The following is a 12,727-nucleotide window of genomic DNA, read 5'->3' as shown; positions in this document are numbered from 1 at the left end:
GGGCCCCGTCCTGGATCGCGGATCGGGGCTGTTCGACCGATGTTCGATGTTAACCAAGCGCCCGCGACGCGCGTTTCGCTTTACAGTTGACGTGCTGTGGATAGTCGGGTGACAACATCGCTGCAGTCCGGATTTCACGTGGGGTCCAAACCCGCGTCTCGCTCCTTCGCCTGAACGAGCTTGTCCAGATGGACTGACGGATTCTCCCGCGTGGAAATCCGCCTGGCAAAGCGCGTTTACGGAGACGCTAAGATGGCGACCGGCACGGTCAAGTGGTTCAACCCCACCAAGGGCTATGGCTTCATCCAGCCCGACAACGGCGGCTCGGACGTTTTCGTCCACGTCACCGCTGTTCAAAAGGCTGGCCTGCAAGGCCTCGATGAAAACGCCAAGGTCGAATACGAGCTGGAAAACCAGCGCGGCAAGACCTCGGCCGTGGACCTCAAGGTTCTCTAAGGCCGACGAACCCGACCAGGGTTCAGATGATCGAAGGGCGCGGGACCAGCCGGTCCCGCGCCTTTCTTTTTGGGTGAAGAGAAGGGTGCTGCTGCGCGGCTCGCGGAGCCGCGCTGCTTGGACGGCATTTAGGGCGCTGTGCTCGGGCCGCAGGCCTTCGCGACTTGAACGCGTTCAGAACCCCAGTTCCGCCCGCAGGGCCTCCGGCGTCAGTCCGCCGGCGCGCAGTTCGGCCAGGGTCACTGACTGGTCGCGCTTGGCGTAGCGGCGGCCGTCGGGGCCGATCAGCAGGCGGTGATGACGATAGACGGGCGCGGACCAGCCCATCAGGGTCTGGATCAGGCGCTGGACGTGGGTGGCCTCGAACAGGTCCAGGCCGCGCACGACATGGGTGATCCCCTGCAGCGCGTCGTCGTGGGTGACGGCCAGATGATAGGCGGTCCCGGCGTCCTTGCGCGCCAGCACCACGTCGCCCGCCGTTTCCGGCCGGGCGCGGATCAGGCCGGTCTCGCCGTCGGGGCCGACGCCTTCCTCGATGAAAGAGAGGGCGTTCCATTCCGCTTCGCCAAGCGCCTCGCGCGCCCGGTCCAGCGACAGCCGCCAGGCGTAGGGACGGCCCTCGGCCAGCAGGCGGGCTTCTTCTTCCGCTGGATGTGGGCCGGGGCGGACGGCCTCGGCCGGGCCGTGCGGGGCGTCGCCGATGGCGTCGAGGATCTCCTTTCGGGTGCGGAAGCAGCGGTAGAGCAGGCCGCGCGCGTTCAAGGCGTCGATGACGGCGGCGTAGTCGGCCAGATGCTCGGACTGGCGCCGCACCGGGGTCTCCCAGTCGAGGCCCAGCCAGGCCAGATCCTCGTAGATGGCCGTCTCGAACTCCGGCTTGCAGCGGGTCGGGTCGATGTCCTCGATCCTCAGCACGAAGCGGCCGCCCGCCTCGCGCGCCGCCGTCCAGGCGGTCAGGGCCGAAAAGGCGTGGCCCCGGTGCAGGCGACCGGTGGGCGAGGGGGCGAAGCGGGTGGCGAACATCAGAAGCGTCTGAGCGCGCCGGCCTTCTCGGCCTGATCCACGGCGGCGCGGACATCGGCTTCCGGCACGAAATCGAACTGGGCGATCAGTTCCTCCAGCGCGAAGTCCGGCTGGGACAGGGCCCAGCGCATGGCGTGGGCGGCAGGTCCGGCGAAGGCGGGGCCTTGCAGGCCTGTCGGGCGATACGCCGTCAGCCGCAAGGGATCGGGCAGGGCGAAGCGGGCCGGGCGCGCAACCAGCTTCTCCTGCGTCATCGCCACCTCGTCGCGGAAGGCCGGCGTTGCGGTCAGACGCGCCAGGCGTTGGCCGAGGTCGGCGAGGTGGTCCTGCAGGGCCTGACCGCCGTCCTGGTCCGCCGGAGGCATGAAGGCGCGGAAGGCCGGGTCCTGCATGGCGATCCGATCCAGCAGGGAGAAGAGGATCCGTCCATAGAGGGGCGTGACCGAGAAGGTCACGTGCAGCGAGGCGCCGTCCTGGGCCAGGGCGTCGTGATACCAGCCGCGCGGCAGATAGAGGACGTCGCCGGGCCGCATCCGCACCTCGGTCATCAGCGGGCCGCGGGTCTGTTCCAGCCAGCGGCGGGTCTCGGGCGTGTCGGGGGGGAAGTCGACGGGGCTTTCGGCCCGGTTTTCGTACAGGCGCCAGGTCTTTTCGCCCTCGACCTGAAGAGCGAAGACGTCGTGCAGATCATAATGGGCGCCGAAGGCGCGCACGCCCTTGAACGAGCAATAGAGATTGGCCCCGACGGCGGCGGCGAAGGCGCGGCCCAGCATGGCCGAGGCGTCCGCCAGGCGCGGGGTCAGCTCCTGCGCGTCGCCGGCGATGAGGCTGGCTCCGGTGGCCAGGAAGACGGCGACCTTGGCCGGATCCGGGCGCAGCACGGAGCCGGACTGGGTCTGGACCGGGCGGCAATACTGGTCGGGGGTCACGGCCACGGCGTCGCGCACCAGCTTGAGGCTTTGCGCGGTCCAGATCGACGCCTGGTTCAGCAGGCCGTTGAAGCCGTCCCAGTCCAGCAGGGTCCGCTTCGCCGATCCGTCTTCAGCGGGAATATGCAGCGGTTTTCGGCCGTGAAACTCGGCGAAAAAGCGATCGGGGGTGATCGGGTGAAGAAGTTCGTCCAGACTGTGCATCGACCGCGACGCTAGAGCGGCGCTCAATCCCTGTCGATACGGACGATCATGGCCGCAGCCCCTTCCGCATCCTCCATCGCCGCCGCCCGCGAGGCCCTGGCCGCCGCCGATCCGGCGCTGGCGCGGGCGCATGTCCAGACCCCCGTGTTCGAATGGCGACTGCGACCCGGCGGTTATGAGGGGCTGTTTCGCATGATTGTGGAGCAGCAGGTCTCGGTGGCCGCCGCCGCCTCGATCTGGAAACGGACGGTGGAGGGGTTGGGCGGCGTGGTGACGCCGGACGCAGTGCTGGCGCTGGATGTCGAGACGCTGCGGACCTTCGGCCTGTCGGGACAGAAGGCGAAATACGGCCATGAGATCGCCCGCGCCCACGTCGAGGGCCGCATCGACTTCGATCATCTGGAACGGCTGGACGACGCCGAGGCCATCGCCGCTCTGGTGGCCATCAAGGGCGTGGGCAGGTGGACGGCCGAGACCTTCCTGATGTTCTGCGAAGGACGGCTGGACGTCTTTCCCGGCGGCGACGTGGCCCTGCAGGAGGCGATGCGCTGGGCCGACGCCGTCGAGGACCGGCCGAATGAGAAGCAGGCCTACGCCCGCGCGGAAATCTGGCGGCCGCATCGCGGGGTGGCGGCGCATCTGCTCTGGGGATGGTATGGAGGGGTCAAGCGCGGCGATATCGCGCTGGAGGACCCGCTGACTTGAATCCCCTTACCCCCTTGGCTGACGCCGACCTGACCCGGCCCGAGACCGTTCTGCCGCTGCTGGACTTTGCGGGGGTGGCCGTCTTCGCCGCGACCGGGGCCCTGGCCGCCGCGCGCGAGAAGCATGATCTGGTGACGTTCGCCTTCTTCGGCGCCATCACCGGCGTCGGCGGCGGGACGCTGCGCGATCTGCTGATCGGGGCGCCGGTCTTCTGGGTGCAGGACTGGCGCTATATCGCGGTCTGCGTGGCGGCGGCGGCGGCCTTCTGGGTGCTGGGCGCCCGGACCTGGCGTTTCAGGGCCCTGCTTTGGCTGGATGCGGTGGGTCTGGCGGCCTATGGGGTCATGGGGGCGGCCAAGGCGGCCTCCTATGGCGCGGCGCCCCTGATCTGCGTGGTCATGGGGGTGCTGACGGCCTGTTTCGGCGGGGTGGTGCGCGACGTTCTGGCGGGCCAGCCGTCGATCCTGCTGCGGCGCGAGTTGAACATCACCGCAGCCCTGCTGTCGGCCGGCCTGTTCGTGGTGCTGAAAGCCGTGTCCGTGCCGACCTGGCCGGCGGTGGGCGCGGCGGTGGCTGCGGGCTTCGCCCTGCGCGCCGGCGCCCTGATGTGGGGCTGGAGCCTGCCGGCCTTCCCCAGCGCGCCGAGCCGGAACTGAGGACTGAGCCATGACTGTTGTTCCCGCCGCCTATCGCGACGCCCCCCGCTGGCCGTTCGGCGACAGCCCCGAACTGGCCGACGAACTGCTGGCCCTGGTGCTGGCGGGCGGCAAGCGGGCGACCTGTTCGTCCCTGGCGGCGTGCGAGGCCGACATCATGCCAAGCGTGGGCGAGATCAGCGTCATCCTGGACGGCGCCGGGACTCCGCGCTGCGCCATCCGCACCACCGAGGTCGAGATCATGCCCTTCGAGCAGGTCAGCGAGGACTTCGCCCGCGCCGAGGGAGAGGGCGACCTGACCTATGAATGGTGGCGCGACGCGCACGAGGCCTATTACCGCCGCGAAGGGACATGGGCGCCGGGCATGAAGGTGGTCTGCGAGCGGTTCGAGCTGGTCGAGGTCTTCTGAGGCGGCGTCACGAAAACGCTGCATGTCGGTCATGGCGACGAAGGAGAATCGGGCGTAGGCTCTTCCCATCAGACTAGGGAAGGAGACGTGTCCTCACTCCTGTCGCCTCGGTATCCCCCCGTATGAGCGGGAGGGCCTGATGCAGGTCCTGACCCGCCCCCCGTCCGGCTTTCCCGCCCTGGTGCTGAACGCCGATTTCCGTCCTCTGTCCTATTACCCCCTGTCGATCTGGCCCTGGGAAGAAGTGGTCAAGGCCGTCTGGCAGGAGCGCGTCGACGTGGTCGCCACCTATGACAAGGTGGTGCGCAGCCCGTCGATGGAGATGCGGCTGCCCAGCGTCATCTCGCTGAAATCCTACGTCGATCAGGACCGCAAGCCGGCCTTCACCCGCTTCAACGTCTTCCTGCGCGACGGCTTCGCCTGCCAGTATTGCGGCGAGAGCGGTCTGGCCCAGGACCTGACCTTCGACCACGTCATCCCCCGCTCGCGCGGCGGCCGCACCACCTGGCAGAACATCGTCGCCGCCTGCGGCCCCTGCAATCTGAGGAAGGGCGGACGCACGCCGCAGCAGGCCGGAATGCCCCTGCTGCGCCGCACGGCCCATCAGCCGAACTCCTGGGAGTTGCAGGAAGCCGGTCGCCGCTTCCCGCCGCATTATCTGCACCAGAGCTGGCTGGACTACCTCTACTGGGACATCGAACTGGAGCCCTAAGGGGCCCTCGGCGTCGCGCGGGCGACTGGCCGAGCATCAGCGCCTCATTAAGAAAGTCCCTCTACAACTCCGACAAAATGGGGTTGATTATGCGTAGTTTCAGTAATTTATCTGTAGCCGGAAAACTTCTTCTGGCGGGCGGCGCGGTAACGGGCGTCCTGTTGATCTTCGCGGCCGTGGCGGTGTCGCAGAATACACGCTCCGTCGCACGCGGCCTGTCGCACGACTATGCCGAGGCCTTGAGCGAAAGCGCGGTCGCCAGCGTCAGCGGCAGGATCGGCGCGGCCGACACCGCGGCGCGCTCCATCGCCGAGATGATCGGCACGGCCCACGAATCCGGCGTGCGCGATCGCCGCACCGTCATGAACATGCTGAAGCCGGCGGCCAGCGGCACGACCCTGGTCACGGGCAGCTGGTTCATGTCGGCGCCCGGCGCCTTCGACGGCCTGGACAGCGCCATGACCGGCCGCACCGACCTGGGCTCGAACGGCCAAGGCTACTTCACCCCCTACTGGGTCAACGACGGCAGCAAGATCGTCATGCAGCCGCTGAACTCGGTCAACGACTACGAACAGCCCTACTATGTTCAGCCCTTCACCACCGGCAAGCCGGTCATCAACGAGCCCTACGCCTATGAGGTGAGCGGCAAGATGGTGCTGATGACCTCGATCGCCTACCCCGTCGTTTCCGGCGGCAAGGTGATCGGCGTCGCCGGCGTCGACGTGACCCTGGACGGCCTGTCGAGCATGCTGGGGGAGATGAAGCCCTTCGACACCGGTCGCGTCATGCTGCTGTCGGGCGCCGGAAACTGGGTCTCCCACCCGGACGCCGCCCTGCGCACCAAGCCCTACGCCGAGGCGCGGGCCGACGATGTGCGCGCCGTCGTGAGCAGCGGCAAGGCGACACGCCTCGACGGTCTGCGCGACCTGCGCAAGGAACCGATCGAACGTCTGGTCAGCCCTGTGCCGTTCGATGGACTGAATGCGACCTGGGCGCTTGTGACCGACATCCCTTCGGCCGCGATCAACGGCCCTGCTGATCGTCTCGCCATCGCCATGATGATCGGCGGCCTGGTGATCCTGGGCCTGGTCATGGGCGCCCTCTTCTTCGTGTCGGACCGCGTGGTCCGTCGTCCTCTGGCCCAGTTGACGGCCTCCGTCGGCGCGCTGAACGCCGGCCGCTACGACGAGCCCGTCAAGGGAACCGCCAGCACCGACGAAGTGGGCGGCATCGCCCGCGCGCTGGAAGGCTTCCGCCATGACCTGGCCGAAACGGGCCGCCTGCGCGCCGAACAGGAGCGCGATCGCGCGGCCGCCGAAGCCGAGCGCCAGCGCAACGACGCCGCCCGCCGGGCCGCCGAGGAGGAGCAGAAGTTCGTGGTCGACTCGGTCGGCGAAGGCCTGTCGCGCCTGTCCGACGGCGACCTGACCTATCGTCTGGCCGCCGCCTTCCCGCAGGACTATCGCAAGCTGCAGGACGACTTCAACACCGCCATGAGCCGCCTGGAAGACACCATGTCGGCCATCATCGGCAGCGCCGGCGGCATTCGCTCGACGACCTCCGAGATCAGTCAGGCGGCGGACGACCTGTCGCGCCGCACCGAACAGCAGGCCGCCAGCCTGGAGGAGACCGCCGCCGCCCTGGAGGAAGTCACCACCACCATCCGTCACGCCTCGGACGGCGCGGATCGGGCGCGCGGCATCGTCGACGCCACCCGCAACAACGCCGCCCGCAGCGGCGAAGTGGTCGGTGAAGCGGTCGCCGCCATGCGCGACATCGAAACCTCGGCCCAGCAGATCGCCCAGATCACCGGGGTCATTGACGAGATCGCCTTCCAGACCAACCTGCTGGCCCTGAACGCGGGCGTCGAGGCGGCGCGCGCGGGCGACGCCGGTCGCGGCTTCGCGGTCGTGGCCTCGGAAGTGCGGGCCCTGGCGCAACGGTCGGCCGAGGCCGCCAAGGAGATCAAGACCCTGATCGCCGCCAGCACCGAGCGCGTCAGCCAGGGGGTCAAGCTGGTGGACGGCACGGGCGAGGCCCTGACCCGCATCATCGCCGAGGTCGCCGAGATCAACGGCCTGGTGTCCGACATCGCCGCCTCTGCCCGCGAGCAGGCGACCGGCCTGGCCGAGATCAATACGGCGGTGAACCAGATGGACCAGATGACCCAGCAGAATGCGGCGATGGTCGAGCAGTCCACCGCCGCCAGCCACTCCCTGGCGCAGGAGGCCGGCAGTCTGGCGGACATGATGGGCCGCTTCCGCATTCGCCAGGGCGCGCCGACCGCGCCTGTCAAAGCCGCTCCGGCGCATGTCCAGACCGTTCGGCCGACGCCCATGCTGAAGACGGTGGGCGGTCGCAACCTGTCCGTCGCGGCGGCCCAGGACGACTGGGAAGAGTTCTAAATCCCGCCCCGCGTCGTCGCCCGGTCATGAAGGCGACGACGCGGGATCTGATCATGAACGAGGCCGCCATGAGGGCGCCCCGTTCATGCAGGCCCCTTCGAGGCTTCTTAGAAGCTGGCCTTCAGCCCCGCCGCGACGCGTGCGTCACCCAGCGGGCTGTCCATGTCGTGGTAGCGCACGTCCACCGTGAGATGGTCGCTCAGGGCGTAGGCCGCGCCCAGGTTCCAGGCGGCGTAGTCGCCGCTCACGTCCAGCCACTGATGACCGATCGCGCCCGAGAGGGTCCATTTGTCGGCCGGAACAATGGCGGCGTTGGCCTCCACATAGGTCGCCTTCTCGTCCACGCCGAAATAGTCGAACGAGTGATAGACGCCCGCCCCCAGGGTCGCCGGGCCGACGGCCCGCGAGGCCAGGGCCTTGAACTCGACGTAGTTGTACTCGGCGCCGTCGGGCTCGTTGACGTAGAAGTAGCTGCCGGCGCCGAAGTCCAGGGCGTAGCCCGCCGCTTCGGTCCGGTAGCCGCCATAGAGGTCGATCTCGGCGGCGGTGTCATCGCCGAAGTCCACGTTGGACGCCCAGCTTCCCAGATAGAAACCGCCCAGATCGACATCGACGCCGCCCTGCAAGGCCGCGTCTCCGCCCGTCTGGCTGGCGCCCCGGAACACATAGTCGCTGACCACGCCGATGTTGAACGCAACGTCAGGCTTGGCCTGAGCGTGAACTGAGCCTGCGCTGAACACGGCCATCGCCGCGGCGCAGACGAAAACAAGTCTCATGAGTCACCCGATAATCGATACTTCGCTACCTCTGCCCACAAAATCATTGATGATATGCAACTCCGCCCGTCGGCGGAGGCCGCTTCGGCGTCGCTTCGTCGAGCGGATTCCTTTGCGCGCCGAGAAGCGACGCGCGGCCGGAACCGCCACGGGCGTCGATCGGACGGGGCGATGCCGAGGCGCCTGTCGGCCCGGATCAGGCGGTTTCGCGCGCCTCTGCCGGGACATCGGGACGGAGCCCGAGGGTCAGGGCAGGTTGCGGCTTTGGCGATAGGCCGCGAACGAGGTCTTCACCGAGGGCGAGATCGCTTCGGCCGCGCCCAGGTCCGCCTGGGCCGCCGCCTCGTCGCCCAGGGCCAGCCGCGCCAGGCCTCGGCCGTAGAGAGAGGCCGCCTGGCGCGGCGCCTTTGCCAGGGCGACATCATAGACAGCTAGCGCATCCGCCGGTCGGTTCAGGTGCAGCAGGACCAGGGCGCGACTGTCCAGATAGGACGGGACGTCCGGCTGAAGCGTCAGGGCCGCGTCGCAATCGGCCAGGGCGCGATCCAGATCGACGCCCGCCACGGCCTGGGTCCAGCAGAGGTTGTTGAGCCTCTGGGCGTCGCCCGAAGCGGTCGCGCGCACCGTCGCCAGATCGGCGCCGCCGCCGGTCGTGTCGCCGGCCTTGAAGCGTTGCTCGGCTCGCAGGATGAGCAGGTCGGCGCGTTCGTCCGCATGGACGGCGGTCAGGGCCTGCGCCAGGCTGGCCTGGACGTCGCCCAGTTCGGGATGATCCCGCTCAAGACGGATGCGGGCTTCCCAGGCGGAGAGGTTGTCGGGTTCAGCCGCTACGGCGCCCTGATAGTCCGCCCAGCGGCCCCGGACGTCCTCGTCGCTTCTCAGGCTGGCCCGCATCAGGTGGCCGATGACGGTGGGGCGGGACGCCAGCACCTGATCCAGGGCGGCGACGGCGGCGGCCTCGTCGTCGTCGATCTTGAGCCGGGTCATGACCAGCATGGCCGCCCACTGTCCATTGTCCGGCTGGGTCTCGACCAGGCGTTCGAGGTCCTTGAGCGCCTCCTCGTGACGGTCGTCGCGGTTGAGCACGCCGTAGCGCGCGAGGCGAAGACTGTCGTCGTCCGGCGCGACGGCCAGGGCGGCGTCGAGATCGGCCAGGGCCTTGTCCGTCTGGCCCAGGTCGGAATAGGCCTGAGCCCGCATGCTCAGGATGAAGGCGTTGTTGCGTTGTTGGCGCAGCGAGCGCGAGAATTCGATGACGGCGTCCTGATGCTTGCCCTCGCGCATGGCGATCAGGCCCTGGCCGTTCATCGCCACCCAGTCGGCGGGGTCCAGGTCGCTGGCCCGTTCGAAGTCGGCGCGGGCGCCCTCGATATCCTGGCTCCAGAACTTGTTGATGCCGCGATTGGCGTAGGCGCTGGCGTAGTCGGGCTTGAGGGCGATGGCCCGGTCGAAGTCGGCGATGGCGCCGGGGCGGTCGTCGGTCTCGCTTCGCTTCAGACCGCGCTGATAGAAGTCCTCGGCCGTCTTCGGTTCGTTCGCCGCCCAGGCGGCCTGGTCGGCGGCCGTGGCCTGATAGGTCAGGGGCGCGCGAAGCTGCGGCGCGGCGTCGTTCAGGGTGGCGAGAAGGGACCGCGCCGCGCGCATGTCGTCGGCCGTGATCTCCGGCGCGAGCGTGCGCATCGACAGACTCATGACGAAGCGACCGTCCTGCTCCAGCAAGCTGCGTTTGATCTCGTGACCGGCGATGACGGCGTCGGCCGCCTGGCCCTCGATGGTGAAGCCGGAACCGGGCGGGATCAGGATCACGCGCGTGGCGGTGTAGTTGGGATGGGCGAGGCTGGCGGGCAGGTCGCGATAGGGACCCGTCTCGCGGGACTGCGGCACGGCCATGTTCACGCGCGCCAGAGGGACGCGCAGGCGACGGGGGCCGCCGCCGTAGTCGTTGTACCAGCTCAGCGGCAGGGCGCCCGTGACCGTGAGCTTCAATTCGTTGCGGTCGCGATCGAAGGCGTGCGCGACCGTGTCGATGGTCAGTCCGTCCAACTCGGCGGTCCAGGTCTGGCGCAGCACCTCGTCCCGTTCGCCGGCCGAGATCGTCTGCAGGAGCATGTTGCTGGTCGTCGCGGCATCGCCGCGCAGCATCCTCTCGCTGGCGACCCTGGCCGGAGCGTCCAGGCCGGCCGAGGCGTCGAGCGTCACCTCCATGACTTCCACGGGACGGTCCAGCGGCGGCGAGGGCATGGCGATCAGATCGGACCCCGCCGTCGTCAGCGGCAAGGCCCAGCGGTAGGTCGGATCGGGAAGGTCGTCCAAGGTGGTGTCGCCGATCCGGGCGCCGTCCATCCAGTAGTCGCGGCCATCGATCCGCGCCCGCACCAGGACATGGTCGAGCAAGGCCACCAGGGGGAGGCGCTCGTTCAGGCCGTCGCCCAGAGCGACGCTGACGGCCGCGGGCTCGGCGTCGATGTCCAGCGCCTTCAACAGGGCCAGAAGCAAGGCGGTCTTGGCCTTGCAGTCGCCGTAACGGTTGCGCCAGGTGTCGTCGGCGGTCGCCGGCGTCAGTCCGCCTTCGCCCATGGCCAGGGCCAGATAGCGGACGTCGCCCTGAACCAGCCGCAGGGCGGCCGCGGCCCGGGCTTCGGGGGCGGCGTGGGCGGCGCGGATGCGCTCGGCCTCGGCCTGGATCGCGGAGCCGGGTTCCAGCGTCATGGCGCGGACGTAGAGCGGGGCCATCATCGTCGAGATGCCGCGCCAGCCGGCCAGATCGGACATTTCGAGCTGATAGGGCTGGAGGAAGCGGACCGGGGCGTCATCCGGCAGCGCCAGGGGTTCGAGGTCGCGCACATCGATCTCGATATGCGATTCTCCGCGGTCGCGGCGGACGCGCGGCGTCTCCCACGGGGCGCTGGCGCGGATGCGCATGGCGACGTCATTGGGCCAGGCGGCGCGTATCCTCAGGCGCTCGACGGTCAGCGGCAGGGCGCCGCTGAGCACGTGTTCGAGGTGGCCGCCCAGGACCGGATCCCGTCGCGTCACGGTGTAGGCCATGTCGATGACGTCGCCGACTCTCAGGTCGTTGGGCTGGATCGTGCCGGTGAGCACGCCGTCCAGCATGGCCGCCCGCAGGTTCTCTTCCCGCCGCAGCACCTCGAACTGCTGGCTGGCGAGCACGTCGATGCTCTGGTCGCCCCGAATGATGTCGAGGTGGTGCAGGACGACATCCTGACTGGCGGGGTTCCAGACCACGCTGATCCCGGCGCCCGCACTGAGCCCCTCGCGGGTCTGAAACTGATGGCGCTGGCGCACATAGACGCTGACGGCGCCGAGCGCGAAGCGGATCTGCTGCTCCATCAGAAGGATGCGGACAGGCGCGGCGCGGTCCGCATCGGCCTCGACGGGGTCGAGCGCCGCGGGCGCGACCCAGCCCGGCGCCGGTCCGCGCTCGATCTTGTCGCCGGCGAAGGCGGGCGCGGCGGCCAGAGCCGCCACGAACAGCATCAGGTAACGAAACATCGCAAGACCGCCCACTGTGGATGCGGTCTTCTAACACTGTTTGGCGAATGGCCTGAATCTCAGGTCTGGGGCGACGCCTGCGACGCCTTCCAGCGTTCCAGATACTCCAGCCGGCGCAAGACCTTCGAGCCGGGGTCCAGCAGGATGTGGGCCGAGGCGGGCGCGGTGAAGGTCGCGCGGCCGCGGGTCATGGGCAGGGCGCGGAGGCGGCCGTCCACCTCGACCTCGACCGGCAGGGGGAAGGGGCGGCCGTTTCCGGTCTTCCATTCCAGGGTCACGTGGTCGCCGTCGCGGGTCATGACCAGGTCGGGCAGGGCGGTCTGATAGAGGTAGGCGTCGAAGAACCAGCCGAGGTCGCGGCCGGTGACGGCGTTGACGATGGCGATGAACTCCGGGGTCGTGGCGTAGCGCGGCGCAAAGTCGCCGGGCCTGGGATCGGGGCGACCGTAGACCAGCCGCCGCAGGCTCTCATAGAAGGCGTCGTCGCCGATATGGAGGCGCAGGGTGTGGGCGATCAGGGCGCCCTTGTAATAGAGGTCCAGCCCTGGACCCGTCGCGGCGTCATAGACGGTTCCGGCGTCCTGCGGCTTGCCCGAAACGACGGGGAAGCGGTTGGACAGTGTCAGCCGCATGGTCTGCAGCTCGGACTGCATGGCGCGCTCGCCGTTCAGCCAGCGGGCGTAGAGGGGCTGCATATAGGTGCCGAAGCCCTCGTGCAGCCACATGTCGTCCCAGTCGGCGTTGGTCAGCTGATTGCCGAACCATTCGTGCGCCAGTTCGTGCTGCAGCAGCCAGTCGTAGCCCTTGCCGTCCAGCTTGTAGCCGTTGCCGTAGGCGTTGATGGTCTGGTGCTCCATGCCCAGGTGCGGGGTCTCGACCACGCCCATCTTCTCGTCGCCGAAGGGGAAGGGGCCGATGGTCGCCTCATAGAAGTCGAGC

At 68.8% G+C, this 12,727-nt stretch carries 11 protein-coding genes; 6 read left to right on the top strand and 5 right to left on the bottom strand.

What is annotated here, in order from left to right; genetic code table 11:
* Positions 1–252: 252 nt before the first annotated feature.
* Positions 253–456: a cold-shock protein gene (locus tag VGE49_RS14035; RefSeq protein WP_105564392.1), complete on the top strand. Its 204-nt coding sequence runs from the start codon at positions 253–255 to the stop codon at positions 454–456.
* A gap of 174 nt (positions 457–630) precedes the next feature.
* On the opposite strand, the gene gluQRS is transcribed toward VGE49_RS14035, so the two are convergent.
* Positions 631–1,482: a tRNA glutamyl-Q(34) synthetase GluQRS gene (gene gluQRS, locus VGE49_RS14030; RefSeq protein WP_331035174.1), complete on the bottom strand. Its 852-nt coding sequence runs from the start codon at positions 1,480–1,482 to the stop codon at positions 631–633.
* Positions 1,479–2,612: a JmjC domain-containing protein gene (locus tag VGE49_RS14025; protein ID WP_331035155.1), complete on the bottom strand. Its 1,134-nt coding sequence runs from the start codon at positions 2,610–2,612 to the stop codon at positions 1,479–1,481. The genes gluQRS and VGE49_RS14025 overlap by 4 nt, the downstream gene beginning before the upstream one ends.
* Positions 2,613–2,660: 48 nt before the next feature.
* On the opposite strand from VGE49_RS14025, the gene VGE49_RS14020 reads away from it, so the two are divergent.
* From VGE49_RS14020 to VGE49_RS14000, 5 genes are all read left to right on the top strand, one after another.
* Positions 2,661–3,317, top strand: a complete 657-nt coding sequence (locus VGE49_RS14020) for a DNA-3-methyladenine glycosylase family protein (RefSeq protein WP_331035154.1) — start codon at positions 2,661–2,663, stop codon at positions 3,315–3,317.
* Positions 3,314–3,973: a trimeric intracellular cation channel family protein gene (locus VGE49_RS14015; RefSeq protein WP_414643666.1), complete on the top strand. Its 660-nt coding sequence runs from the start codon at positions 3,314–3,316 to the stop codon at positions 3,971–3,973. The genes VGE49_RS14020 and VGE49_RS14015 overlap by 4 nt, the downstream gene beginning before the upstream one ends.
* A 10-nt stretch (positions 3,974–3,983) precedes the next feature.
* Positions 3,984–4,382 carry an ASCH domain-containing protein gene (locus VGE49_RS14010; protein WP_331035153.1) on the top strand — a complete coding sequence of 133 codons (399 nt, stop codon included), beginning with the start codon at positions 3,984–3,986 and terminating at the stop codon, positions 4,380–4,382.
* A 136-nt stretch (positions 4,383–4,518) separates the two neighbouring features.
* Positions 4,519–5,094: an HNH endonuclease gene (locus tag VGE49_RS14005; protein ID WP_331035172.1), complete on the top strand. Its 576-nt coding sequence runs from the start codon at positions 4,519–4,521 to the stop codon at positions 5,092–5,094.
* 89 nt (positions 5,095–5,183) lie between these two features.
* On the top strand, positions 5,184–7,499 hold the full coding sequence (locus VGE49_RS14000) for a methyl-accepting chemotaxis protein (RefSeq protein WP_331035152.1): 2,316 nt from the start codon (positions 5,184–5,186) through the stop codon (positions 7,497–7,499).
* 107 nt (positions 7,500–7,606) lie between these two features.
* Here the strand turns inward: VGE49_RS14000 and VGE49_RS13995 are convergent, their stop codons facing one another.
* From VGE49_RS13995 to VGE49_RS13985, 3 genes are all read right to left on the bottom strand, one after another.
* Entirely contained in the window at positions 7,607–8,275 is a 669-nt protein-coding gene (locus VGE49_RS13995) for a TorF family putative porin (protein ID WP_331035151.1), read from the bottom strand.
* 246 nt (positions 8,276–8,521) lie between these two features.
* Entirely contained in the window at positions 8,522–11,788 is a 3,267-nt protein-coding gene (locus tag VGE49_RS13990; protein WP_331035150.1) for a DUF3857 domain-containing protein, read from the bottom strand.
* Positions 11,789–11,847: 59 nt separating this feature from the next.
* Positions 11,848–12,727: M1 family aminopeptidase (locus VGE49_RS13985; protein WP_331035149.1), on the bottom strand; the 880-nt coding region annotated here is incomplete at its 5' end.

This window comes from Brevundimonas sp. (assembly GCF_036405315.1).
Taxonomy (GTDB): domain Bacteria; phylum Pseudomonadota; class Alphaproteobacteria; order Caulobacterales; family Caulobacteraceae; genus Brevundimonas.
Note: the sequence above shows the minus strand (reverse complement) of the source record. Positions and strands in the feature narration are given on the sequence as shown.

Excerpts from the sequence above, each read along its gene's own strand:
- VGE49_RS14035 (WP_105564392.1), top strand. The coding sequence starts at position 253 with ATGGCGACCGGCACGGTCAAGTGGTTCAACCCCACCAAGGGCTATGGC.
- VGE49_RS14025 (WP_331035155.1), bottom strand. The coding sequence starts at position 2,612 with ATGCACAGTCTGGACGAACTTCTTCACCCGATCACCCCCGATCGCTTT.
- VGE49_RS14020 (WP_331035154.1), top strand. The coding sequence starts at position 2,661 with ATGGCCGCAGCCCCTTCCGCATCCTCCATCGCCGCCGCCCGCGAGGCC.
- VGE49_RS14010 (WP_331035153.1), top strand. The coding sequence starts at position 3,984 with ATGACTGTTGTTCCCGCCGCCTATCGCGACGCCCCCCGCTGGCCGTTC.
- VGE49_RS14000 (WP_331035152.1), top strand. The coding sequence starts at position 5,184 with ATGCGTAGTTTCAGTAATTTATCTGTAGCCGGAAAACTTCTTCTGGCG.
- VGE49_RS13995 (WP_331035151.1), bottom strand. The coding sequence starts at position 8,275 with ATGAGACTTGTTTTCGTCTGCGCCGCGGCGATGGCCGTGTTCAGCGCA.
- VGE49_RS13990 (WP_331035150.1), bottom strand. The coding sequence starts at position 11,788 with ATGTTTCGTTACCTGATGCTGTTCGTGGCGGCTCTGGCCGCCGCGCCC.